The sequence below is a fragment of the Shewanella sp. ENK2 genome (assembly GCF_043568515.1).
GTDB classification, from domain to species: domain Bacteria; phylum Pseudomonadota; class Gammaproteobacteria; order Enterobacterales; family Shewanellaceae; genus Shewanella; species Shewanella japonica.
Genome location: NZ_CP171406.1, coordinates 1,175,649 through 1,200,234 on the forward strand (window position 1 = coordinate 1,175,649; position 24,586 = coordinate 1,200,234).

The 24,586-nt window shown below is 41.0% G+C and carries 19 protein-coding genes and 3 pseudogenes; 7 read left to right on the top strand and 15 right to left on the bottom strand.

What is annotated here, in order from left to right; translation table 11 throughout:
- Positions 1-18: 18 nt before the first annotated feature.
- Together ACGEDC_RS05285 and ACGEDC_RS05290 are read left to right on the top strand one after the other, a co-directional pair.
- The gene (locus tag ACGEDC_RS05285; RefSeq protein ID WP_394496915.1) at positions 19-3,222 is read left to right on the top strand and encodes a mechanosensitive ion channel domain-containing protein; all 3,204 of its coding nucleotides are present in this window, start codon (positions 19-21) and stop codon (positions 3,220-3,222) included.
- Positions 3,223-3,226: 4 nt separating this feature from the next.
- Positions 3,227-3,952, top strand: coding sequence for a glycerophosphodiester phosphodiesterase (locus ACGEDC_RS05290; RefSeq protein ID WP_394496918.1), 726 nt, complete (start codon positions 3,227-3,229; stop codon positions 3,950-3,952).
- Between the two features lie 68 nt (positions 3,953-4,020).
- Here the strand turns inward: ACGEDC_RS05290 and ACGEDC_RS05295 are convergent, their stop codons facing one another.
- Complete coding sequence (locus tag ACGEDC_RS05295) at positions 4,021-4,353, bottom strand: DUF3392 domain-containing protein (protein ID WP_055023426.1); 333 nt, start codon at positions 4,351-4,353, stop codon at positions 4,021-4,023.
- Between the two features lie 45 nt (positions 4,354-4,398).
- Between ACGEDC_RS05295 and ACGEDC_RS05300 the strand changes: the two genes are divergently transcribed.
- Both ACGEDC_RS05300 and ACGEDC_RS05305 read left to right on the top strand, forming a co-directional pair.
- Entirely contained in the window at positions 4,399-5,325 is a 927-nt protein-coding gene (locus ACGEDC_RS05300; RefSeq protein WP_394496920.1) for a D-2-hydroxyacid dehydrogenase, read from the top strand.
- 352 nt (positions 5,326-5,677) lie between these two features.
- Positions 5,678-5,872 (top strand): bacterioferritin-associated ferredoxin, encoded by a 195-nt coding sequence (locus ACGEDC_RS05305; RefSeq protein ID WP_055023428.1) that lies wholly within the window; start codon positions 5,678-5,680, stop codon positions 5,870-5,872.
- A 126-nt stretch (positions 5,873-5,998) separates the two neighbouring features.
- On the opposite strand, the pseudogene parC reads toward ACGEDC_RS05305, so the two are convergent.
- The 7 genes and pseudogenes from parC to nudF all read right to left on the bottom strand — a co-directional run bounded on the left by parC (position 5,999) and on the right by nudF (position 14,102).
- Positions 5,999-8,289: pseudogene (gene parC / locus ACGEDC_RS05310) on the bottom strand (DNA topoisomerase IV subunit A).
- Positions 8,289-9,389: a PQQ-dependent sugar dehydrogenase gene (locus ACGEDC_RS05315; RefSeq protein ID WP_055023611.1), complete on the bottom strand. Its 1,101-nt coding sequence runs from the start codon at positions 9,387-9,389 to the stop codon at positions 8,289-8,291. Before ACGEDC_RS05315 ends, parC begins: the two are co-directional and overlap by 1 nt.
- A 116-nt stretch (positions 9,390-9,505) precedes the next feature.
- Positions 9,506-11,391, bottom strand: a pseudogene (gene parE / locus ACGEDC_RS05320) (DNA topoisomerase IV subunit B).
- Between the two features lie 56 nt (positions 11,392-11,447).
- Positions 11,448-12,023, bottom strand: a complete 576-nt coding sequence (locus ACGEDC_RS05325) for a YqiA/YcfP family alpha/beta fold hydrolase (protein WP_394496923.1) — start codon at positions 12,021-12,023, stop codon at positions 11,448-11,450.
- Between the two features lie 78 nt (positions 12,024-12,101).
- A pseudogene (cpdA, locus tag ACGEDC_RS05330) lies at positions 12,102-12,940 on the bottom strand (3',5'-cyclic-AMP phosphodiesterase).
- A gap of 32 nt (positions 12,941-12,972) precedes the next feature.
- Positions 12,973-13,413, bottom strand: coding sequence for a DUF1249 domain-containing protein (locus ACGEDC_RS05335; protein ID WP_394496925.1), 441 nt, complete (start codon positions 13,411-13,413; stop codon positions 12,973-12,975).
- Positions 13,414-13,487: 74 nt separating this feature from the next.
- Positions 13,488-14,102 (bottom strand): ADP-ribose diphosphatase, encoded by a 615-nt coding sequence (gene nudF / locus ACGEDC_RS05340; protein ID WP_394496927.1) that lies wholly within the window; start codon positions 14,100-14,102, stop codon positions 13,488-13,490.
- 396 nt (positions 14,103-14,498) lie between these two features.
- Between nudF and tolC the strand changes: the two genes are divergently transcribed.
- A complete protein-coding gene (tolC, locus tag ACGEDC_RS05345; protein WP_055023435.1) occupies positions 14,499-15,806 on the top strand; it encodes an outer membrane channel protein TolC in 1,308 nt (435 codons plus the stop codon).
- Between the two features lie 86 nt (positions 15,807-15,892).
- Here the strand turns inward: tolC and ACGEDC_RS05350 are convergent, their stop codons facing one another.
- The 3 genes from ACGEDC_RS05350 to ACGEDC_RS05360 are packed head-to-tail and all read right to left on the bottom strand — an operon-like array spanning position 15,893 to position 18,123.
- Positions 15,893-16,651 carry a TIGR04219 family outer membrane beta-barrel protein gene (locus ACGEDC_RS05350; RefSeq protein WP_394498253.1) on the bottom strand — a complete coding sequence of 253 codons (759 nt, stop codon included), beginning with the start codon at positions 16,649-16,651 and terminating at the stop codon, positions 15,893-15,895.
- A gap of 2 nt (positions 16,652-16,653) precedes the next feature.
- On the bottom strand, positions 16,654-17,625 hold the full coding sequence (locus ACGEDC_RS05355; RefSeq protein WP_055023437.1) for a DUF2333 family protein: 972 nt from the start codon (positions 17,623-17,625) through the stop codon (positions 16,654-16,656).
- Positions 17,626-17,637: 12 nt separating this feature from the next.
- Entirely contained in the window at positions 17,638-18,123 is a 486-nt protein-coding gene (locus tag ACGEDC_RS05360) for a copper chaperone PCu(A)C (protein ID WP_394496930.1), read from the bottom strand.
- 35 nt (positions 18,124-18,158) lie between these two features.
- Between ACGEDC_RS05360 and ACGEDC_RS05365 the strand changes: the two genes are divergently transcribed.
- Positions 18,159-18,896, top strand: a complete 738-nt coding sequence (locus ACGEDC_RS05365; RefSeq protein WP_055023439.1) for an enoyl-CoA hydratase — start codon at positions 18,159-18,161, stop codon at positions 18,894-18,896.
- A 105-nt stretch (positions 18,897-19,001) separates the two neighbouring features.
- Here the strand turns inward: ACGEDC_RS05365 and ACGEDC_RS05370 are convergent, their stop codons facing one another.
- The 4 genes from ACGEDC_RS05370 to dusA form a co-directional block, all read right to left on the bottom strand.
- Positions 19,002-19,208, bottom strand: coding sequence for a PspC domain-containing protein (locus tag ACGEDC_RS05370; protein WP_394496933.1), 207 nt, complete (start codon positions 19,206-19,208; stop codon positions 19,002-19,004).
- Positions 19,205-19,384, bottom strand: a complete 180-nt coding sequence (locus ACGEDC_RS05375) for a hypothetical protein (protein ID WP_055023441.1) — start codon at positions 19,382-19,384, stop codon at positions 19,205-19,207. Before ACGEDC_RS05375 ends, ACGEDC_RS05370 begins: the two co-directional genes overlap by 4 nt.
- A 3-nt stretch (positions 19,385-19,387) precedes the next feature.
- Positions 19,388-19,735 (bottom strand): hypothetical protein, encoded by a 348-nt coding sequence (locus tag ACGEDC_RS05380; RefSeq protein ID WP_144430142.1) that lies wholly within the window; start codon positions 19,733-19,735, stop codon positions 19,388-19,390.
- Positions 19,736-20,059: 324 nt separating this feature from the next.
- Positions 20,060-21,079: a tRNA dihydrouridine(20/20a) synthase DusA gene (gene dusA / locus ACGEDC_RS05385; RefSeq protein WP_192021594.1), complete on the bottom strand. Its 1,020-nt coding sequence runs from the start codon at positions 21,077-21,079 to the stop codon at positions 20,060-20,062.
- A 688-nt stretch (positions 21,080-21,767) separates the two neighbouring features.
- Here dusA and ACGEDC_RS05390 point away from each other — a divergent pair.
- Positions 21,768-24,584, top strand: a complete 2,817-nt coding sequence (locus ACGEDC_RS05390; RefSeq protein ID WP_394496937.1) for an Ig-like domain-containing protein — start codon at positions 21,768-21,770, stop codon at positions 24,582-24,584.
- The last annotated feature ends 2 nt before the right edge of the window (positions 24,585-24,586 follow it).

Genomic DNA, 24,586 nt, shown 5'->3' on the forward strand with positions numbered 1-24,586 from the left:
ACAAGCAATCTCTTTTCTATGTTTCGTATTGCGGTTTTTCTACTTTGCTTTTGTACTTTCTTTGCTTCTGCAAATTCTCCGTTGCAGCTTGATAAACGCTTGGGCTTTTCCCAGGGTAATAATGCTAATCAAGTCATCGACATTCCAACTCAAATCGATAATGTTAAAGCCAGCATCGAAAAACTGAATGATGAAGAACAAAGCTATCTTGAACTTGAACAAAATAGTGAGACAACCCTTGAGCAATTAACTGCTCAAATCATTCAACCAGCGCCCGAAGTATTCGTTGATAGTAAAATTGACATTAGCCAGCAAGCATCGATGGCTTATTATCATTTGTCTGAGCAAAAACAATCCGAAAATGAACTCAGTAAACAATTACTCAGCTTAAGTAAAAGACAGCAACAATTACCTAGCTTAATTCGTCAGGCTAAAGATGCGCTTAATCAATTCAAGCGCACTCAATTAGCACCAGTTGATACCCCATTAGGTCAATTACATGTGTTGCAAGGTCAATTATTAGAACAACACATAGCAACTTTATCAGCCGAGCATGCAAGCAGCCCTAAACAAAAGCAAATCGCGCAATTGCAACTGCAGTTACTGCGCATTGAGCATGCTCAGCAAGAAAAACTGATTGAAGCGCTCAATAAACAAAATAGTCGTCACCGCCAACAACAAGCAGCAAATACCATTGCAAATAACATCATCGATGAACAGCAGCTTGCTGATGTTGTTTCGCAAGAAATCAGTAATAAAAACCAGCAATATGCTCAGGAGCTTATCCGTATCACAGATAGCATAAGCGCGGTTATTAGCTTGCAAGAAAAAACCGAAAGACAATACCAAACCCATGCATTACAGCTCGCCAATGTCGAAGAGCAAATTACGTGGGTTGAAACGAATTCCGCCTTTGGTGACCGCTTTTTGCAAATGTTGCAATCACTCCCAAAACCTCCGAGTCAAGATGCCTTGCTGGCCGAAGTCGCAGACTCTAGACTAAAGCGTTATCAAGCTGAGCAGCAAAAAGCCTTAAACAAACAGCAGCTCATTAATCAAGACTTTTTAAATAACACCCAAATTAAGCTATTGGAATCACAGCAAAGTTTAATAGAAGAACTGGTACAAAATTATGATGTTTACCTAAATGAACAAGCTAAACTGCGAAATAGTTATGAGCAGCTCAACCAAATATATTTAGAGCTTAAAAACACCCTAAATGAACATTTATTTTGGGTACCTAATGCGGCAGGTATTAGTGGTTTATGGCTGATTGATTTAAAAAATGCCACGGTGTGGATGACACAAGCACAACAAAGAGAAAAGTTAAAACAGGCTTGGCAATCGCAAAATATTTACTGGGCGTGGTGGGTCATCATCTTGATCTTATGTCTAATGGCTCAAGATTTACTAACCCCAAAGTTTAACCAAACAATGGAACGCTATGGACAATATGTCGGTAATGTAACTCAAGATAAGTTTATCTATACCGCTAAAACATTAGTTTTATCTTTAGTTTATTCATTATTAAAGCCGCTGCCTTTATTGCTTGCAGGCCTTATTTTATTCTCTTCAGAGTTAAACTTTGTCCACGCCATTGGTGTTGGTGTACTGTCTATCGGTTGTAGTTACTGGGTCTATCGTTTTTTCGCCCTATTGTCATTAGATAACGGGATTATGATCAGTCACTTTAGACGACCACAACCCCTTGTCAGGCGTATGCAAGAAAAAGTCTTACGCTTTATTCTTATCAGCTGGCCACTTATCGGCATTATGGGCTTTACTGAGGCCATTGATACTTCGTTAATCCGCAATAGCATTGGTCGCGGCGCCTTTTTACTCTTTACCATTACGTTATTGGTGCTCTACCGAGACTTGTACGCATTTATCACTGACTATCGTGAAAGCGCAAATGACGGTAAAAACATGAAGCTGCTAAATAAGCTCATGTGGGCATTTTTAATTATCGTGCCTTGCGGATGTGTGGTGCTAGCTACCGTTGGTTATTACTTCAGTGCGTTCCAAGTGTTACTGCAAGTGCAGTTGTCATTGCTGTTAGGACTTGGATTTTTACTGCTTTATCAATTAATCAAACGCTGGATGTTAATTGAGCGTCGATTAATTGCTTTTGACCGTGCTAAAGCTCGACGTGCTGAGCGTCTTGCCCAACGAGAACGTGGTGAACTCAATCATGCAGCAGACGCTAATGAAAATTACGAAGAGCCAATTGTTGACTTAGAAACCATTGCAAGCCAGTCCTTAGGCTTGGTTCGTTCATTATTAATTTTGGCATTTTTTGGCAGCCTATTAGGCTTAATTTCACAAACTCATACTGCATTATTTTCATTCTTAGATGGGATAACACTGTGGAATACTCATTCCGTAGTCAATGGCATTGAACAACAAGTCCCCATTACACTGAAGTCAATATTCTTCTCGTTCATTATTGTTGGTTTTTCGGCCATGATAGCCAAAAACCTGCCCGGCTTATTAGAGCTAACGATTCTGCAGCGTTTAGAGTTAACACCAGGCACTGGCTTTGCAATCACCACTGTCAGCAGCTACCTTGTGGTGTTTATTGGCCTTCTGGTTGGTTTTTCTACCATCGGTGTTGAATGGTCAAAACTACAATGGCTTGTCGCGGCATTATCGGTTGGTTTAGGCTTCGGATTACAAGAGATTTTTGCCAACTTTATTTCTGGCTTAATTATTTTATTTGAAAAACCAATCCGAATTGGCGATACCGTTACGATTCGTGACTTAACCGGTACCGTCAGTAAAATTGAAATACGTGCTACCACTATTGTTGACTGGGATAGAAAAGAAATTATTGTGCCCAATAAGGCATTTATCACAGAGCAATTAGTCAATTGGTCACTTTCAGATCCTATAACCCGTGTAATCGTCAGTGTGTCAGTACAGCGAGACGCCGATCCATCAAAGGTTGAAGCGTTATTACATCAAGCGGTACGTGAGTCAGAATTGTCCCTTAGCTTCCCTGAGCCTGAAGTCTGGTTTGCGGGATTCGGCCAACACACCCAAGATTATGAAGTCAGATCTTATGCTAAGGACATGAATGATCGCTGGCCTCTTCGACACAGTCTGCATAAACGCATTTGTAAGAAGCTAAAAGAAAACCAAGTAGAGTTGGCGTATCCACAGATGGAAATCCATATCAATAATGGCCAACCTCGTGATATTAATCAGATAATTAAAGGTTAACTCAATGCTAATTTTTGCCCACCGCGGCGCTAGCGGTTATGAAGTAGAAAACACCTTAGCAGCAATGGAAAAAGCATTACAACTAAATGTGCAAGCCATTGAATTAGACGTATATAACGTTGAAGGTGAGCTTTATGTTTTTCATGATAGACGCCTTGAAAACAAAACTTCCGGCAAAGGTTTAGTTCATCTAAGTCGCAAAGATGCCATCAATAAAGCCAAGATAAAGCAACATTCAATTCCGACATTTTGGCAAGTAATGAGCCTGATAAATGGTCGATGTATCGTCAATATCGAGCTTAAAGGCTATCACACCGCTATGCCAGTAATTGAAATGTACCCTGCACTTATTAGCCAGTTAAACTTTACTCAAGCGCAATTACTCATTTCATCGTTCAATCAACCGTACTTAGCGCAAGTTAAACAACATTTTCCAGAGGCAAGAGTCGCCCCAATTCTCTCTGGTGTCCCGCTCAATTATGCGGAATCCGTTACACAGTTAGGCGCCTACTCCATTCATGTGGATATTCATTTTGTTACTCATGAAATGGTGAAAGATGCACATCAACGAGGGGCTAAAATATATGTATACACGGTTGATGTCCCTGAAGACATCCAGGCCTTAAAAGCCTTAGGCGTTGATGGCATTTTCAGCAACTTTCCCGATAAAGCCGCAGATGCACTTTTGAGTCAAAATGCTAATGAAGATCATCAACATTGGTTTGGATAAGTTAGCGCATGGGTTATGAGTGCTTATTTAGGGTTTAGGGTTTAGGGATTAGTATTTAGAGTTAAGGCTCACACTTGCCTATTTCGTTGCGCCCAAGCACCAATGGCGAAAAAGATACCTATGACCAGTAACAGCATCCATTGCGAAGGCATGCTACGGAGTTGGCCTGCGAGCCAAGGACTAATACTAACAATAGCCAAACCGTAGCCAAAAGCATTGATCATAACAAATGCACTCGTGCGAACAAAAAAGCCACTGCCGGCTAACGATTTTCGTAATATACGGTTGATGTCGGTCGCAAATATAACAATCGCGCACGCCACAAGTGCAGTGGCAATTTCACTCATCCAAGGGTGAAGCATTGCACCAATTTTAGCTAGAAATGCTATGATTTGATTCATTAAACAACCTCAATTTATGTCAATAAAAACGTACTGGGAAACCATATGGCACACAAACTTCTACTGCTAACTCAAGACAATGATAAATACCGTCAACTGCTGTCGCATTGCCAATTACCTGAGTTAACCATTCTAGGAGATGATCCAAGCAGTATTTGTGAAGCCGATATCTGGTTTGCTGAGCCTCAACTGGCAGCCCCATTACTCAATTTAGGTTCTGAACTCAAGTGGATGCAATCGACTTTTGCTGGCGTTGATAAGCTTACTGGCTCAAGGCAACGCCGCGATTATGCTCTCACAAACATTAAAGGTATTTTCGGACCGCTAATGAGCGAGTATTTATTTGGCTACCTATTAGCTCATCAGCGTGAACATGCAAAATATAAACAACAACAGCAACAACAACAATGGGCTCCAGGTAATTTCCGAACCTTACAGGGTCAACATTTACTGTTATTAGGCACTGGCTCCATTGCGCAGCATATTGCACAAACAGCCAAACATTTTGGAATGACAGTAACAGGCTTAAGTAAAAGTGCCGTCAGTAAACCCTATTTTGATCATATTGATACTATTGAGCAGCTTGCAACTTATTTACCCAAGGCACAAGCAATAGCGAGCATCTTACCTAGCACGCTCGATACAGAGAATTTACTAAATGCCGACATGCTAGACCTGCTACCTCCAGAATCTGTGCTCTTTAACTTAGGAAGGGGCAATGTGCTTGACCTTGATGCTCTTGCAAAACAGCTCAAACAACAACCCAAACAACATGCGGTACTTGATGTCTTTAATCAAGAACCATTAAGCAGTGAGCACCCCATTTGGCAATGTCCTAATGCCATAATCACCCCGCATATCGCTGCACCAAGTTTCCCTGAGCAAGTGGTCGAGGTCTTCGCTGATAACTATCGTTTGTGGCGACAACAGTACCCGCTAAAACATCAAGTCGACTTTATAAAAGGTTATTAGTTAAAGCTGAGACTTTCAGCTTAAAAGCCTTGCTTGTGACCACATAATGAGACCGAATATTCACCTAAAGTGCTAAATCTACTTTTTGTAAGTTCCCACTTTGAGTTGTTTAACGGTTTACTACAGTTTGCAGGCGGCACCCTAAATTATTTCACAACTCGAGTTTTCACTGAGTTTGTGAGCTATTTAACAGTTTGTAATAACCATTACTTTTACTCCTCAAACTCATTTAGTTAAAAAAGTTATTAGCAATGAGAACTGTTTTCATTTACAATTGCGTTATAGTTAATTAAGCACAAAATCTTTTGCAATAAAGCAAAAGACACGCAGTCAGAATAAATGAAGAGGCTTTATGTACGTTTGTCTTTGTCACGGCATTACTGATACCCAAATTAGAGAAGCAGTCAGCAAGCATGGCGACAGCTCTTTAGCTGACGTTAAAAAGCGCTTAGGTGTGGCTGATCAATGTGGTAAATGTTCGCGTATGGCAACTAACATCATTAAAGCTCAAGTGGATGTTGAACCTAACTTCTACGAAGTTGCATAAGGTTTAACCCTACCTTATTCCAGCAGATTTCATATCAATCAAATTCATAAAAAATGCAGCCTAAGGGCTGCATTTTTTTATCTCGAGAAAGTCGCTCAATGATTCTCTATCATTGAGCTTATAGTCTTACTCAGTCGTTTCAACTTCTGTTTCAGTTGCTTGGTTACCTAACTCGATTTGCACACTATCAACGCGTTGAAGACCTCTAGGCAATTTAGCGCCTCGACGGCCTCTTTCACCGCGGTAATGCTCAAGATCAGATGGTTTCAAGGTCAACTTACGTTTACCAGCCCACAAGGTCACTGAGGCATCTTCAGGGATAATATCTAAATGGATGAGTAACTCTTCACGGCTCTTCGAACGATCCGTCAGAATACCTATGATTTTATTACCTTTACCTTTCGATAATTGCGGTAAAGCATCCACATCAAATATCAGCATTCTGCCTTCATTGGTAATCGCAATAATAGACTGTGTTACGCCTTTATTAACAAGTTTAGGCATTAGCGATTGCGCATTTGCTGGGAGACTTAACAAAGCTTTACCAGCTTTATTTCGGCTTACCATGTCTGCATACGAACCAATAAAGCCATAACCGGCATCACTAGCTAATAAATAACATTGCGAGTCTGTACCAAGTAGTACATGACGCATAACTGCACCTGGCGATAAATTAAATCGAGTGGTAATTGGCTCACCCTGACTTCTCGCAGAAGGTAAAGTATGGGTATCTGTAGCAAAAGCCCGCCCAGTCGAATCAATGAATACGCTCGGTTGGTTACTCTTACCGCTCGCACTGCATAAGAATGCATCACCTGATTTGTAATTGAGTGCTTCACCGTCGACATCGTGACCTTTAGCGCAACGCACCCAGCCTTTTTCAGATAACACAACAGTCACAGACTCAGCAGGCGTCAATTCTTGCTCTGTTAATGCTTTAGATTCTATACGCTCAATGATAGGCGAACGTCTATTATCACCAAACGTTTCACCGTCTTGAATCAGTTCTTTTTTAACTAATGTTTTTAAACGTCGCTCAGATCCTAAAATTAACTCTAGTTTGTCACGCTCAGCAGCCAACTCTTCTTGTTCAGCTTTAATTTTAAATTCTTCAAGTTTAGCTAGATGGCGAAGTTTTAAATCTAAAATGGCCTCAGCTTGCTTTTCTGATAACGCAAAGCGAGACATTAACTCTGCTTTGGGTTCATCATGAAAACGAATAATCTCGATGACTTCATCGATATTCAAAAACGCAATCATTAATGCATCAAGAATATGTAGTCGAGCGAGTACTTTATCGAGCCTGAATTGCAAGCGACGAGTGACTGTCGAAATACGATAGGTTAACCACTCAGTTAATAGCTCTTTTAAGCCTTTCACTTTTGGACGGCCATCAAGACCCAGTACATTCAAGTTAACTCGGAAGCTTTTCTCAAGATCGGTAGTAGCAAATAAATGCGCCATCAACTGATCACAATCAACGCGATTTGAGCGAGGAACAATAACTAACCTTACCGGGTTTTCATGATCTGATTCATCTCGTAAATCCGCAACCATAGGCAGCTTTTTAGCCTGCATTTGATTCGCGATTTGTTCTAGAATCTTACCACTGCCAGCTTGATGAGGTAGTGCACTGATAACGATTTCACCATTATCATTATCGTATACTGCGCGCATTTTGATAGAGCCACGACCGGTTTCATAGATTTTGGCAATATCTTTACTTGGTGTGATGATTTCTGCATAGGTTGGGTAATCAGGCCCCGGAACAAAGTCCATTAAGCGCGCTAAATCAGCCTTAGGATTTTCCAGTAACTCCACACAAGCAGAAACTAACTCTCTGGCATTATGTGGCGGAATATCGGTTGCCATACCTACTGCAATACCCGTGATACCGTTTAATAAGATATGAGGTAAACGAGCGGGTAATGACTTAGGCTCTTTCATTGTGCCATCAAAGTTAACACCCCAATCAACCGTACCTTGACCTAACTCTGATAATAGTACTTCCGAAAACTTTGACAGTTTTGCTTCGGTATAACGCATTGCAGCAAATGATTTAGGATCGTCCGGTGCCCCCAGTTTCCTTGACCGTCAACTAACGGGTAGCGATAGGAGAATGGTTGTGCCATTAACACCATTGCTTCATAACATGCACTATCACCATGTGGGTGATATTTACCTAACACATCGCCGACTGTACGGGCTGATTTCTTATGTTTAGATTGAGCGGATAATCCTAACTCGCTCATGGCATAGATAATACGACGTTGAACCGGTTTTAAACCATCGCCAATATGCGGCAAAGCGCGATCCATGATCACGTACATTGAATAGTTTAAATAAGCCTCTTCAGTAAAGCGGCGCAGAGGCATTTGCTCTACACCATCGAGGCTTAATTCAATCGCATCACTCATTATTTCGTATCCTGTGATTGTTCTGTCGCTTTATAAAATAAGCGATAAATATTGCCCTTTAAGTCATCAGAGATGAACATTGCACCATCAGGCGCATTAATCAGGTCATAAGGTCTAGCGACGGGAAATTCTCCGTCTAAAAAGCTTACCACTCTTTCACGCTTAATAACTTGGTCGTCATCAAGAGTTAGCATCACAACCTGATAGCCAATCTTACTTGAGCGATTCCAAGAGCCATTTTCGGCAACAAAAAGTTGGTTATGGTAACGCTCAGGAAATAACTTGCCTGAATAAAAAAGTAAGCTGGTTGGCTTAACATGTGCTGGGAGTTCAAACTCTGGCGTTGTTACGTTTAAGTTATCAGGCTTTTTAAAGGCAGGTTCAGCGACATCGGTTCCATGTACATAAGGAAAGCCAAAGTGGCTACCTTTAACATCGATGCGGTTAATCTCATCGGCTGGCATATTGTCGCCCATCCAATTTCGGCCTTGATCAGCAAACCATAATTGTTTGGTACTCGGTGCCCAATCAAAACCGATAACTCGACGCAAGCCAGAAGCAACTTGTTCTGTATCGCCAGAATCAAGGTCGATGGCAAGCATACTGCCAAAAGGAGCTGGCGCTTCACAGACGTTACACGGAGAGCCGATTGAGATGTAAAGGCGACCGTCAGGACCAAATTTCATGCCACGAGCATGTTTACGCTCTACACTCGGTAGGCCCGAGTACACTTCCTTAGGGCGTCCAGGTCGGCGCAATCGATTCTCAATATCTGGGTATCGAAGGATGCGATCTTCATCGGCAACATACAAATCGCCCTGGTGAAAAGCAATGGCTTCAGGATACTCTAACCCTTTACCGATTAAATATCGTTTATTCACCTGACCGTCATTATCTGAATCGACCAAGGCATAGATAGTGCCACTCTTTTTAGAGCCAACAAATAACGTGCCTTGGCTACCAATTGCCATCTGTTTAGCGTCGCCTAAATCAGAAGCATATAAAGTGAGTCCAAATCCTTTGGTAACAGTAATCATCATAGGATCGGCAGCAAAAGCTTTTGCTGCAGCAAATTGAGCCAATGCGAACACTGATATCATTTTCAGCGCATTTGACACCAACTTTGTATCCATTTTAATTATTATTTTCGACATTATATTTATTCTTTTGCCCTATTTTAGCGCCGCATCAATTAGCTAACATAATCCTTGTTGGCTTATAGCTCTGCTAAGTCACCCTTCGACTCTAACCAAACTTTACGGTCTGGCGAACGTTTCTTAGCAAGTAACATATCCATTAATGCCATGGTGTCTTCATTATCATCAATTGTGAGTTGCACAAGACGGCGAGTATTCGGATCCATTGTTGTTTCTCTTAATTGCAACGGATTCATTTCACCCAGACCTTTAAAGCGAGTCACTTGGACTTTGCCTTTTTCTTTTCTGCAACAATTCTGTCTAATATACCGTTTTTTTCGTCTTCATCTAAGGCATAAAAGACTTCTTTGCCTAAATCGATACGGAATAATGGCGGCATCGCAATATAAACATGACCTTTCTCAACAAGAACTCGGTAATGCTTCATAAATAACGCACACAACAAAGTCGCAATGTGAAGTCCATCAGAATCCGCATCCGCAAGAATACAAATCTTACCGTAACGTAACTCAGAAATATCCTCACTGTCAGGATCACAGCCAATTGCAACTGATATATCATGTACTTCTTGTGACGCTAATACTTGCGAAGCATCTACTTCCCAGGTATTTAAGATCTTACCTCGTAGCGGCATGATAGCTTGAAACTCTCTGTCTCGAGCCTGTTTTGCACTACCGCCTGCCGAATCACCCTCCACTAGGAATAACTCACCACGCATTGGGTCTTGGCCACTACAGTCGGTCAACTTACCCGGCAACGCTGGACCTGAAGTGACTTTTTTACGAGCGACTTTTTTGGCTGCTTTTAAGCGGCGCTGGGCATTGCTAATACACAACTCAGCGAGTAACTCAGCTTGCTCAGTATTCGAGTTCAACCATAATGCAAACGCATCACGAACAATCCCAGAAACAAATGCCGAGCTTTGACGGCTCGATAGTTTTTCTTTTGTTTGCCCTGAAAATTGTGGGTCTTGCATCTTTATCGATAAAATAAAAGACGCTTTATCCCAAATGTCTTCAGGAGATAATTTAAGCCCACGCGGGACAAGGTTTCTGAATTCACAGAATTCACGCATTGATTCTAATAAACCTTGTCTAAAGCCATTTACATGGGTACCACCTAAAGGTGTAGGAATAAGGTTAACATAGCTTTCATAAATGCTATCCCCGCCTTCTGGTAACCAAGTAATGGCCCATTCAGCAGCTTCAATTTTGCCTGTGAAGCTGCCAATAAATGGCTCTTGTGGTAAAAGAACCGAATCTTTAACCGCTTCTTTCAAATAATCGGTTAATCCACTCTCATAAAACCATTCATTCACTTCACCATTTTGCTTGTTAGTGAATTTAATTCTTAAGCCTGGGCAAAGTACTGCCTTTGCACGTAATTGATATAAGAGTTTGGTAATAGAGAAATTGCCAGAGTCAAAATAGCTAGCATCTGGCCAGAAATGAACACGGGTACCCGTATTACGGCGACCACAAGTGCCTGTGACAGTGAGGTCTTCAACTTTTTCTCCGTTCTCAAATGCCATTTCATAAACTTGGGCATCACGTCTAACACTGATTTCAACTCGGGTTGATAAGGCGTTGACAACAGAAATACCAACACCATGCAAACCACCCGAAAATTGATAGTTTTTATTAGAAAACTTACCACCGGCATGAAGCTTCGTTAGAATCAACTCGACACCTGGGATCCCTTCTTCTGGGTGAATGTCGACAGGCATACCACGGCCATCATCGGTCACCTCTAATGAGTTGTCAGTATGCAAAATCACATCAATTTTAGAAGCATGACCCGCTAAAGCCTCGTCGACACTGTTATCAATGACCTCTTGGCCTAAATGGTTTGGTCGGGTGGTATCAGTGTACATACCTGGACGGCGTTTTACTGGGTCGAGTCCATTAAGAACCTCGATTGCATCAGAAGTGTATTGATTGGTCATAGTCCACACATTTGGTCAATTATCAGCCCAACATATGGGGCTAATATAAAAACTGTTTAAGAAATTTTTAAAAAGTCACAAATCTTATCTAGCTGATTTTTATAGCCAATAAAACTGTGGTCACCGCCTGGCTCTAAATGAAGCTCGCAACAGTGATATTTCGTTAATGCTTGACGATAATCTAACACTTCATCGCCAGTTTGCAAAAATACTAGAAAACGGTCGGGATGTTTAATGACTTCGGTATTGAATTCAGCCACATCATTTTTATGCTCAGGCAGCACTTGATAGTGCTCATCAGTATAAGGGTTATATTGCGGTCCAAGAAACTCATCGAATAACTCAAATGGTGTGACAGCAGGATTAATCAGCACTGCTTTACCACCATATTTTTCAGCTAAATAACTCGCAAAATAGCCGCCCAATGAGGACCCAATAAAACACAAAGACTCTCCTTCGTTTATTGCTTGTTCCACAATACCACATAACAAGGCCATCGCGGCTTTTGGCGATGAAGGAAGTTGAGGTTGAACAAATGATAAATCTGGAAAACAGCGCTGTATATAGTGTGCCGTTTCGATTGCTTTGTCAGACTGAGGAGAACTATTAAATCCATGTATATAGAGAAGCATATTTCCTCTCGCTGTTATTAACCTGAAAATGCAGCAGCATTCGCTTATACATCAGGTTACAACATGAATCGTTAACGTTTAATAACCGCTAGCATCATTGTCTGGTGAGAATTTTTCGCCCGCTACCCGATGTACTTGAGTCTGAATGCTACCATTGCTAGCAAGCTCCAGCAAACGATAGCCAGGTTGAAGGCCATCTAAAGCGAAGTAAGAGGATTTCGGTTTAAATTGTATACAGGTTGAGGGGTAGCCATTAATTGCATTGGACCAAATTCACCTTGATATTCTGTATCAATAGACTGGTGTACGTGTCCCCATAGGAGCCCTTTAACTTGGGGGTACTTGGCCATTCTTTCCAAAAACTGCTCACCGTTCGCCATACAGTGTTGATCAAGCCAGCTGCACTTAACCAAAATGGGATTATGATGCATCACAAGTAATACATGCTTATTAGGCTCTGCTTTTATAGCAGCATCAATAAGTTCAAATTCTTGTTCAGCAAGATAACCACCAGGCTTGCCACGCACAGTAGAGTCCAACATTAATATTTGCCAGTTTCCAGCCAACACTCGTTGCTGGCCAAATAAATGTGGCCCTTGCATATGCAAGCTCATCAAGCGTGGATCATCATGATTGCCGGGTAAATAATGGCAAGGGATATTGAGCGCAGCGATGTCTCTAGAAAAGTGTTGGTAAGACTGTGGAGAGTAATCTTGGCTAATATCGCCAGTGGCTAACACTAAATCAGCAGAATAATGGGAGGCCAAATATGTGTCTAGTACTGCTTGAAAACTGGCAGCCGTACTCACCCCTAACAACTTTGCTTCAGGATCTGCAAATAAGTGCGGGTCAGTAACTTGAATAAGTCGCACGACATCCGTTTCTGCAATTGAATAAGACACTGGCTGTTTAAGCACTAATTAATCCCAACATAAATTAATTCAATGTATTAGAGTACTGATAGACTGATATCTTTAGGACGACACCCAATCTTCAATAACTCCTCCAGAAATGCATTAACTTGATACTTCTCATCCGTTTGATGCATATGTACATTTGGATAATCATACACTGCTTTCAGTCGATAAATCTGTTGACTAGTTAACACTTCTGCTAATTGAGCATCATGATAGACTCGCACACAAGCTTTAGGTGTGGTAAGGAAATCACTGTTGGGCAAATGGCGTGAAATTTCAATTAATTGAGTATACTTAGTGTTTTCAAGTAATGTGACGTGGAGTTGTCCAAACTGCCCAGCAATAATCCAAGGAGTATTTAAAGCGGCATCTTCAGGAAGCCACTTTAAAATTAAGGCATAGTTGCGCCCGCACAGTGCCAAAAACGCACTGACATTAGGCTGATACTTCTCTTTTTTACTCACTTGGATCACTGGGTTCTCTCTTTCAATATCAATAGCTATTTCGCAATAGTTAAGGTAAATCTGTTTTGCAAAACCTAAGGCAGTTAAATTTTATCTATATTGAGTGCTAACCACTGCAAACCAATCACAGTAGATGCATTATCAATTCGACCTGAGTTAACCATTTCCATAGCGGCATCAACATCAACAACATGTACTTTGATGTCTTCATGTTCATAGTCTAAACCATGAATGCCTTTAGCTTTAGAAGCATCAACTTTAGCCCAATAAAAATGAAAACGCTCAGATGAACCACCCGGAGTCGCTAAGTAACTGTTTACAAGATTGACTTCGGAAGCTGTTAAACCGGTTTCTTCTAATAACTCACGCTCAGCCACTTCACTTGGTACTTCACCGGCAGCAATCATACCTGCCACGAGTTCAAGAAGCCAAACAGAATTAGTTGTTGCTAATGCAGGTAGGCGTATTTGTTCAATTAATACGACTTGTCGTCTAATAGGATCATACGGTAACACGACAACGGCATGCCCACGCTCAAAAACCTCTCGGGTGACCTCTTCACTCCAACCACCAGCAAATAACTTATGCTTAAATCGATACTCATCCAGTTGAAAGAAACCTTTATATAAGGTCTTTGTTGAAATTATTTCAACATCAGTAGATGCGTTAAACTGTTCTATTATCTCAGTATCTTTCATATTTTTTCTTACAGTTTGTAAGCCCTTTGAAATATTTTATCGAGTATATTAGCCAATGTTGATTTTTGATATTTGCTAAAGTCATTATTGGTATTGCGATGGTAGTTTCCTATACTATAAGCAGCATGAAATAGATAAAATTCACCATAAAAAATACCAATAGCTGAGTATTGTATTTAACCATGTAAGGTGAAAAAAGTCTGTTACAACTTGAAAGTTGATATTTAGCTTAAAGATGATAGTCTTTTTATCATATACACTAGATACATAGCGGGATTGCACAAAGTTTTAAGTGGATCACAAACACACAAAGCGATCTTGCTCACATAGTCAATCTGTGCACAACAAAGTTAATATTTCCTCCAGATTAGGAGGCCATGTCTAAAAGGGCAGCAAATGAAATTTAAAATACGTTCTTTATACGCAGCGCTAACATTAGCGGTTGCTGCACCTGCAGCGAATGCCGATGATTTACTCCAAATTTATCAGCAAGCGCTAACAAGCGATACAATTGTATTGCAAGCACAATCTCAACGTGATGCATTATACGAAACAATTGAAGAAAACCGTGCTCCTTTATTACCTACCATCAGTGCTAACGTAGGTTACTCTAAAGCATGGAATGATTCAGAAGGTTCGCCTACCGAAAAGCCTGAAGGTTTTACTGGTGGTTTAAGCCTTAACCAAGTCATTTACGATCACAGTGCATGGGTTGGCTTAGACCTTGCTGAAATGGCTGCATCACAAGCTGATTCAGCTTACGCATCGGCATTACAATCATTAATTATTCGTGTAACGACTGCTTATTTTGATGTATTAACCGCAAAAGATAACTATGAATTCCAAGGCGCAGAAAAACGCGCAATTGAGCGTCAGCTTGAACAAACTAAACAACGTTTTGCTGTAGGCCTTACCGCAATTACTGATGTGCATGAAGCGCAAGCTCAATACGATTTAGCTTCAGCAACTGAAATTCTTGCAGAAAACACATTAGCAAACAGCTATGAAGCATTACGTGAAATCACGGGAATAGATCATAAATCGATTAATACCCTTGATACCAACCGATTCTCTGCTGGCGCACCAAGCCCAACCACCTCTTCAGAGTGGTTAACCATGGCTGAAACCAATAGTATTGATTTGATGACTCAACGCATTGGCCGTGATATCGCGAGCAAAACTATCGAACTATATAAAGCAGGCCATATGCCATCGCTTAATTTAGGTGCGGGTTACACTAAAGGTTTTGAGCAAAGCCCTGGTGCCGATTACGATAATGCCAACATTGCAGTGACTTTAAGTGTACCGATTTTTGAAGGTTTTAAAGTATCTTCACAAGTTAAACAAGCGCAGTACCAATACGTTGAAGCTAGTGAGAAGCTTGAGCAGGTTCATCGTGGTGTTGTAAAAGATGTACGCAATAACTTTAACAACGTTGGTGCATCAATCAGTTCAATCCGTGCTTACGAGCAATCAGTGATTTCTTCTGAAAGTGCATTAAAAGCAACTCAAGCTGGTTTTGAAGTAGGTACACGTACCATTGTTGACGTACTCAACCGTACACGTGATTTATATGATTCAAAACGTCAGTTATCTGATGCGCGATACGGTTACATCAATTCAATCTTAGCACTTAAACAAGCTGCTGGTACCTTGAGTGAAGATGACATCATTGCTATCAATAATGGCTTAATCGCACAATAATCTATGTTGTGATGATTAAATGCTAAGCATAAAAAAACCGCCAATCGGCGGTTTTTTTGCTTGTTTCAACCTACATTGAAGGCTGATTAGAATGCCAATTCAACGCCGGCAAAAGCACCTTTAAATGACATGTTTTGAGTTGTGCTAGAGAAGTCATCAACGTCAAAGTTAAATTCGCGGTAACCCACACGAACAGCTGTATCAAGTGCAACACCATCAAACTTCCAACCAAGACCTGCGTTGTAGTCGTATACACTCGTTTCATCAACACCTAACATCACGTCAGCAAATGCATATAAACCGAGTCCTGGTACACCGACTTCAGCGCTGGCATAAACCATAACGATGCCGCTATCTAAATCAACTTCAGAAGGCTTTGCACTATCTTGCACTCTCAACGAACCATGCATTTGCTTGTAAGCGGCACCTAAATCTAACGCCACTAAATCGTTATCAAGGATTTCGTAATAAAGTACAAAATCAGTATTACTTAAATCATTAATAACAGAAGTAGAGTACTCATCACCTGGATTATTAGGACGAAAACCTACGCCATTAAAATCAAAATCTGAACCATTTTGCGTACCCTTACCTTCTAAACGGTTTTCACGAATTTTGATATTCGGTACCAATGGAATTGGATGCTCAAAGGCAACCCATAAACTACCTTGAGACTTAGACTCGTAGTTATACGTTTGTGCTACACCATCATCGCTGTTGAATGAACCACTGGTATCAGCATCCCAGTAATCACCACCAACTTTAAAACCAACAACAGTAGCTGCATGAGCAGAAGAAACGCTCAACATACCTAATAAGGCAGTGGCAAGAAGTGTCTTTTTCATCATTATCCCTGAGAGAGTAAGTTAGTTAAATCAATCACCGCGGCATTTGCACGCGATATATAGTTGGCCATCACTAACGAGTGGTTAGCCACCAATCCAAATCCATCACCGTTTAAAACCATTGGGCTCCATACGGTTTGCTGAGTTGCTTCGAGTTCACGAATTATCTGACGTAAACTCACCTCAGCATTTTTCTTTTCCAGCACATCGGCAAAATCAACTTCGATGGCTTTCATAAAGTTTAATAACGCCCAAGCAGAACCACGGCTTTCATACAACACATCATCAATTTTCCACCAGCTTGTTTTTATTTCTAAGCTCGCCATTGATGACGTTGATTGTCTTGCTGCGGTATCACCAGCTAAATCGGTATTCAATCTATCTTGACCAACACTGGCAGATAAACGTTGTGACATACTGCCTAAACGCTTTTGCACTTCTTTGAGCCACTCGTTTAAATTATCTGCACGGGCATAAAACTGGGCATTACTGTTTTCAGTATCACTGATTTTAGCGCGATAAAGTTTCAATAGTTTTATGGCTTCACGATATTCACTTTCAGCACTCGGCACTAACCAGCTAGTATGCTCAATATTCAGTTTTGAATGAGCGGCAAGTAAGTCTGCATCTGCCGTTGATTGTGATTGCGAACGACTGAACTCCTTACGCATAATTAAGGCCAAATCACGAGATTGCTCTAATGCACCAAACTCGAATGCTGGCATATTATCCATCATCACAGAAGGTGGCATAATATCATTGGATAACCAGCCACCTGGTTTGTCCAATAAGGTTTCCATGGTTGAAATTAATGACGATGTGGTCGCATAACCAACAACATCTTCACCGCGCTCATTTTGCAGTACTTCTGGCTCAAGAATATCAGGCTCGATACTCCACCAAACCGAGATAACGTATCCGATTAAAAAGATAAACCCGACTACGCCAATGACTTTATTCCTTGTTACTTGCATCAATACAACTCCTTAATGATGATGGTGATGATGGCTTTCTTGGGATTCATTACTCGCCTTTTTCTCAACCGTCAGTTCAACTTGTAGTAGTTCGCCATTTTTAAAAACCAATTCTAACGGGACTGTATCCCCTTCTTTCAAAGGCTCTGTAAGTGATAACAGCATGATATGATCACCAGAGGCCTGTAATGACAAGGTGCCATGAGACGGGATCTCGAACCCTTCTACCTGACGCATTTTTACCATGCCATTTTCTTCAATTAACGTATGAAGCTGAGCTTCTTTTGCCACTGGTGTATTCACAGCGACTAATGTGATTGCTTTGTCAGTATGGTTCATTAATGTCATGTATGCTGCGGTATTTGGCACACTTGCAGGCATGGCTCTTACATGACCATCACTTAACATTATTCCAGCAAAAGCCGAAAAAGAAAACGTGGTTAAAACTAAAAAACTAAACAGTTGTTTGAATATTGCTTTCAATGTCTTAAACTCCATTTACACCCTACTCGCGTCCATAAGGAAAACAACGAATGAGCCAGATTCAGGTTAAGGATGATCAAGGCGTACGTATTATCAGTTTTAATCGTCCAGAAAAACGTAATGCCTTTAATCTTAAAATGTACCAACAGCTTACAGAATACCTGATCCAAGGTGAGAGCGACAATGACATTCGTGCCTTTATGTTGCGTGGTGAAGACAAATGTTTCACATCAGGTAATGATATTGCCGATTTCCTTGCCAGCGGCGAGCTAAACGACAGTCATCCTACGGTACAATTCTTACATTGCTTGCTCACGCTCAAAAAACCAATTGTTGCTGCTGTATCTGGAGCAGCTGTCGGGATTGGCACAACCATGCTGCTACATTGTGATCTCGTTTACGCTGATAACAGTGCTAAATTTCAGTTACCGTTTGTGAATTTAGCGTTAGTCCCAGAAGCGGCCTCGAGTTTACTTTTACCTTTGATTGTTGGCCAGCAAAAAGCGGCAGAATTGCTCTTATTAGGCGAAAGTTTTACCGCAGAGACAGCATATGAGCTCAATATCATCAATCGTGTGGTTGAACAGTCGGATTTAGATAACTTTGTGTTAAGCCAAGCTAAAAAGTTAGCGGCTAAGCCACCATTGGCCATGCAAGCATCTAAAAAGTTACTACGATACAATCAAGCAGAAGTGAAACAGCAAATGCTTACTGAGCTTGAGTTATTTAGTGAAAGGTTAAAAAGTGATGAAGCGAAAGCCTGCTTCCAAGCATTTTTATCTCGCTAATCAATTTGGGCCATTAAGTCGGCTCATCTAAAACCTGCTTGGTAATCAACTGACGATGCAAGCAATCTCAGTTAGGGGCGGTGATGACCATCACTGTCCCTTACATTAATAGCGAGACTGTTGCTGACTTACGATAATGACAGCGATAAAGTAACCTATTAGGCCAACAGTTGGACTTAAAAAAATAGCGATAAACGTTAATACACGCGTCCACATGACAGACCAACCGAATTGTTTTGCTACCGAAAGGCATGCGCCGCACACTAATCGTTTTTTAGCTTTCAAATAGTTCTCTACATCTGACATGTTCATTCTTTTTCTCCTACTAAACCAGCTTGGTTAAATTCTGCTGAGATCGCATCTACATGGCTAAATTGGTACCGCTGCAACCCGCAAATCAAAAGTGAACACACAATAAAACTGATTACGGGAAGCAGAAGAAGTGAAATCAACGGATCTGCTAAATGAAATATCATCATTAAATCCATGAATTAGTCCTCGTTACTGGCTAATACTGATTCCGCATTTTCTTCCTGTGCTGACTCAGCTAATTCTAGTGAGCTATTTAAAGCAAACACTTGCTCAGCGATTTGACTATGCAGTGACAATACAATTTCTTGTTTCGCTGTTTGCAGCATTTCTGTTGCAGTTTCACTGATTCGAGTTTCTAACACATGAATCACATCGGCACTGTTCAAATCGTTTGCTTGTGCTCCCATACTTGCTGTTGCAAGCAGTGCAACCAAAGCTGCTTTTTTCATGACACTTTTTGCTGATGAAGTTGCATTAGTGTTTGTCGATAATAATGAACCAGTTGTATTTGTAGTTGAGTTAAACATGATGTCTTCCTTTTCATTTGTTGGGTACACCATGGTTACTACAAGCTGCGTGCCAAGTTTTAAAATATTTTTTAAACCTTGATTTATAAGGGTTTTTATCAAAAATCTTTCTTATCGACTAAAAAGCGCATTGAGCGTTTTTTAAACTATTAGTATTTTTAACCACAAAAATAGTGAAATTAGCTAAAACTTAATTAGCCAAATAACAGTCACAAAAAAAGCGCCCTATAAAGACGCTTTTAAAAGTTAATTTTGCTCGACAGCAGCATCATGTAAGCGATACTAATAGCCTAAATGCCAATGCAAGATAATCATTCACAACTATCAAAGCTTGTTGTTAGGATAAAAGGTCACATCAGCAGGTGGGCGACTTTGCTCCATTCTTGCCACTGCGTCCCAAATAACCGAGACACCAGCACCAGCTTTATGAGCATTCTCACTTAAATGTCTGCGCCATCCTCTTGAGCCTGGTAAACCTTGAAATAAACCAATCATATGACGAGTGATATGATTTAACCGTCCGCCCTGCGCTAAATGTTGCTCAATATAAGGCATCATTTGTTCAATAACCTGCTCACGGGTAATGACGGGTTTATCATCACCATAGATAACTTGGTCAACCTTAGCGAGTAAATAAGGGTTCTGATATGCCTCACGGCCTATCATCACACCATCTAATTGCTCTAGGTGCGTTAACGAATCTTCTAAGGTTTTTACACCGCCGTTAATACTGATATTCAAATCGGCATAATCACGCTTTAACTGGTATACACGCTCATAATTAAGTTCAGGTATTTCCCGGTTCTCTTTTGGGCTTAATCCTTGTAACCACGCTTTTCGAGCATGCACAATAAAGGTGTCGCAGCCAACCGCTTTTACCGTATCAACAAAATCAGTGAGAAATTGATAACTGTCTTGCTCATCGATACCGATTCGAGTTTTAACCGTTACAGGGATATCAGCAACTTGCTTCATCGCATCAACACACTCAGCCACAAGTTGTGGCTCGCCCATTAAACAGGCACCAAAACGGCCATTCTGGACTCGATCAGAAGGACAACCCACATTGAGGTTAATCTCATCATAGCCGCGCTCAAACGCTAACTTGGCGCACGTAGCTAAGTCTTTTGGATTTGAACCGCCCAATTGAAGCGCGACAGGATGCTCTTCTTCGTTATACGCCAAGTAATCGCCTTGACCATGAATAATTGCACCTGTGGTGACCATCTCGGTATACAGCACGGTATTCGCTGACATCAACCGAGCAAAATAGCGATAATGTCTATCAGTCCAATCAAGCATAGGGGCAATAGAGAGTGCTCTGTTTAACTTCTTGTTTGTCACAACTAACTCAACCTTTTTACAAATCAATTGGTTAAACCAAAATCTATCGATTACAACCAGCTTAAATAAAATGCCTTTCAGGCCTATTCTTACTTTTCAGTCCGTTTGGGGAACCTGATCCACCTCTTCTAAGGTGGTTTATTATAAACAACGGAGCATACAAAAAGACGAATTATACCATTAATAAGCGTACAAGAAAGAAAGCAACCGCTTATTACACGACAATCAGAATGACAGGTAAACTTAATCCAGCTATGACCTCTACTTTTGTCCCCAACTTTCCTCATTCTGAGCTGCCAATTTGAACTCTTTTACTAACCAGTTGGAGTTATTGAAATGTAAATGTTGGTAAATTTGCCCCCTTAACCAAATTGAACAGCCCCCTAGGAATTAACAACACGCTTACAACCGATAATTTCCACAAAGACAAAATAAAAACTTAAAGCGATTACCACAATATTAAATAATAGATATAAATCAACGATATAGCATTTATCCTAAATAGGAAAAAATCTATTTTTAACGCTTTCAATTAATTTACATTGTCAAACTAAAATTTACAAATAGTTGCGATCACGATCGTAAAACTAAAAACATGTATCAAGTCGTGATGAGAATGATTTGCATTTGTAACAATGCAGTATCAAAATGCCCGCGAATATAAATTGATAATAAATAGGACTTTCTGATGGCGAAGCATACATTCCCGATCGCACCTTTAGCTATTGCTGTAGTTTCCGCATTACTAACAGCATGTGGTGGAGGCTCTTCAGACTCAAACTCTGCACCAGTATTTGACACAGCTTCACTGGCTGTAACTGTGCAAGAAGACACTAGTTTTGATGGTAATTTAATCGCCACTGATGAAAATAGCGATCAAATCACCTTTTCTATTACTCAGACGCCTGAAAATGGGTCACTTTCATTGAGTGCTGATGGAAGCTACAGTTATACGCCAGCAGTTGATTTTTTTGGTACAGACACCGCAACAGTACAAGCAAATGATGGAACGGTTGCCACCTCAGCAAATCTGGTATTCACTGTCACCAATGTGAATGACATCCCCGTAATTGTAAGTAGCAGCATCGCTGTGAATGCAAATGGTGTGACAGAAGGACAAATTGTGGCGACGGATGCTGACGATGACGATCTAAGCTACAGCATTGAAGCTGCCCCAGAATCAGGAACATTAACACTTGATGCAATAACGGGCTCATTCACTTACACCGCAGACCCATTATCATTTGCCAAATCTTTTACAGTAGGTGTCACCGATGGGCATTCTGACATGCTCACAGCCGTTATTGAGCTTAAGCCTAGCTACGAAACTAATCAGCAAAAGCAAGATTATTACTACGCTTCCGAATTATCACATCTTAAGCAGTCTCAGGCATTAATTGATAGCCTTGAACAAGACAATCTAGCTGACCCAGCCTACCTTGCGTTAGCACGCGGTTATGCCAATGCAGGCTTTACTGACGAAAGTAGCCGTATTGTCAATGAAGATATTATTAATCAAGACAACAAAGCCAGAGCATTAAAAGATATTGCATCTGACTATAATGACAATGGTTTATTTGACCAAGGAGACACACTTCGTGATGAGGCATTAAAAGTCTACAATATCTACGTCGCAGACAAAGGCTTTAGTAGCTTCAATACCTCAGATGGTGGATTTTACCTTTCTCTATTAGGCGATTATCAAGACAGCGGCAATGAACTAGGCGCCGAAAATGTATTAGCAACGCTTGAGCTGATTAAAGAAGCACTAAAATCTGATGAATATACGACAAGTTATGGCTATTTACTGACTAGCAACCGTAATTATGTCGAGGCATTGCAAGCACAATACTTGGCGGATAAAACAGAGGCGAATCGACTTAAATTTGTTGCTTCCGTTGATCATTTTGTCGAGTACATTGAAGATATCGGTTATGAGTATTTACCCTCTTCAAAAACCAATGCCGGAAGCCCTGATTATTATAGACGAGCATTTTATTACGGCTGGGCGCTTGAATACTATGTTCGTGCAGGCGAAGAGCTTAAAAGTAAGGAGCTCATCGCGCGGATAATTTCTCTACACGGTGAGGTAACTTACGATGAAGAATATAATCGTCCAGCGAATGAGTATGCGGAATATACCAAAGAGAACGGCGTCGCTTATGCATTACAACTCGCGGCCGGTCCACTAGAACTGTTTTACCCTAACATAACACCGAACCCAGCTTTAGCGATTGTAGCAGGTTCCGAATTCTTAGATCGGTATGAATCAACGGTTCAGGAAGAGATTGACGATTATCATGGGTTATCAATCATACTTGAGGGTGGCAGTGTTGAAACCGCAACAGACTATTTAATTGCTCTATCACCAGATGCTTACCGAACACAGTTCAGAGCCGTTGCAGAGCAAACAATTACCAGCCCAGGATTAACCACACACCTTATTAATTATGGTATGTATGATGAAGCCAAACAGGCTATTGAAGTTGCCAAAGGCATTCTTACCAGTGAAGAAATGATTAATGAAAGGCTGACGTCTCCAGCCTACATTGTTGGCGACTGGGGCTGTGGTAAATTGATCGAATTACTCCAACGGATGGATGCTCAAGATGATGCCAAAGCATTATTCCCAACCTGCCATCAACTATTAACTGATAACTACCCGAACAACGCAGAAGGCCTTACAACCTCTAACCTGTTAGATGCACGACAGAAGTTGATGAGCATTGCTGGTAAGGTCGATGAGTCAGAAGTCGCAGCAGCCACGACCATTGAAGCACTATCGTTGATCGACATAGTCAGTGATTTTGAAGACCGCATTGAATGGCGTTACGAATTTGCCCAAAGCGCTGCACTTAACGGCTTGTTAATGAGTGCTGCTGAGCAAACTACAACATTAGTAAACGAATATATAGCCGGATATGAGGCATTTGTTGCTGCAGAAGATGGCGATGAAGAAGCAGGGTTAGACTTAGGTATTGATATACTTGAGCAACTTGCTAGCCCTGATGATTTTAATACCTCTACCGATGCGTACTCTGTGGTAACACAAATGCGTTATCACGCAGCATCGGATGAATATGCGACAAGTTTAGCCAGCATACAAGCTGATATTGCAAAGCTAATTAGTTTCATTGATACCAAGGTGCAAACACAAACCGCAACCATTCAAGCTAATATTTACGAGGATTCGGTCGCCCTACTTGCTGGAGCGCGTAACTACGATTTAGCAAAAGAGATCATTGCTCGAGATGCCAATGCAGAAGCTGCTCAATTAGAGCTTACCTCTGTATTAGCTGAAGAAATCGCCCTACAAGAAGATTTCCCTGCAACTGTTGCAGCTAACGTCGATACAGATCAAGACGGTAAGCCTAACTTCTTCATCAGCACAGCAACTGAAGAACAAATCACCGCTTCTGGCTTGACCGCTGATGATGATACTGACGGTGACGGTATTCTTGACAGCGAAGATGTTAATCCACTATTGCCTGATAACGCGCAGTAACG

Excerpts from the sequence above, each read along its gene's own strand:
- ACGEDC_RS05290 (WP_394496918.1), top strand. The coding sequence starts at position 3,227 with ATGCTAATTTTTGCCCACCGCGGCGCTAGCGGTTATGAAGTAGAAAAC.
- ACGEDC_RS05305 (WP_055023428.1), top strand. The coding sequence starts at position 5,678 with ATGTACGTTTGTCTTTGTCACGGCATTACTGATACCCAAATTAGAGAA.
- ACGEDC_RS05375 (WP_055023441.1), bottom strand. The coding sequence starts at position 19,384 with ATGGATTTAATGATGATATTTCATTTAGCAGATCCGTTGATTTCACTT.
- tolC (WP_055023435.1), top strand. The coding sequence starts at position 14,499 with ATGAAATTTAAAATACGTTCTTTATACGCAGCGCTAACATTAGCGGTT.
- ACGEDC_RS05365 (WP_055023439.1), top strand. The coding sequence starts at position 18,159 with ATGAGCCAGATTCAGGTTAAGGATGATCAAGGCGTACGTATTATCAGT.
- ACGEDC_RS05355 (WP_055023437.1), bottom strand. The coding sequence starts at position 17,625 with ATGCAAGTAACAAGGAATAAAGTCATTGGCGTAGTCGGGTTTATCTTT.
- ACGEDC_RS05315 (WP_055023611.1), bottom strand. The coding sequence starts at position 9,389 with ATGATATCAGTGTTCGCATTGGCTCAATTTGCTGCAGCAAAAGCTTTT.
- nudF (WP_394496927.1), bottom strand. The coding sequence starts at position 14,102 with ATGAAAGATACTGAGATAATAGAACAGTTTAACGCATCTACTGATGTT.
- ACGEDC_RS05350 (WP_394498253.1), bottom strand. The coding sequence starts at position 16,651 with ATGAAAAAGACACTTCTTGCCACTGCCTTATTAGGTATGTTGAGCGTT.
- ACGEDC_RS05360 (WP_394496930.1), bottom strand. The coding sequence starts at position 18,123 with ATGGAGTTTAAGACATTGAAAGCAATATTCAAACAACTGTTTAGTTTT.
- ACGEDC_RS05390 (WP_394496937.1), top strand. The coding sequence starts at position 21,768 with ATGGCGAAGCATACATTCCCGATCGCACCTTTAGCTATTGCTGTAGTT.
- ACGEDC_RS05380 (WP_144430142.1), bottom strand. The coding sequence starts at position 19,735 with ATGTTTAACTCAACTACAAATACAACTGGTTCATTATTATCGACAAAC.
- ACGEDC_RS05285 (WP_394496915.1), top strand. The coding sequence starts at position 19 with ATGTTTCGTATTGCGGTTTTTCTACTTTGCTTTTGTACTTTCTTTGCT.
- ACGEDC_RS05370 (WP_394496933.1), bottom strand. The coding sequence starts at position 19,208 with ATGAACATGTCAGATGTAGAGAACTATTTGAAAGCTAAAAAACGATTA.
- ACGEDC_RS05325 (WP_394496923.1), bottom strand. The coding sequence starts at position 12,023 with ATGCTTCTCTATATACATGGATTTAATAGTTCTCCTCAGTCTGACAAA.
- ACGEDC_RS05300 (WP_394496920.1), top strand. The coding sequence starts at position 4,399 with ATGGCACACAAACTTCTACTGCTAACTCAAGACAATGATAAATACCGT.
- ACGEDC_RS05295 (WP_055023426.1), bottom strand. The coding sequence starts at position 4,353 with ATGAATCAAATCATAGCATTTCTAGCTAAAATTGGTGCAATGCTTCAC.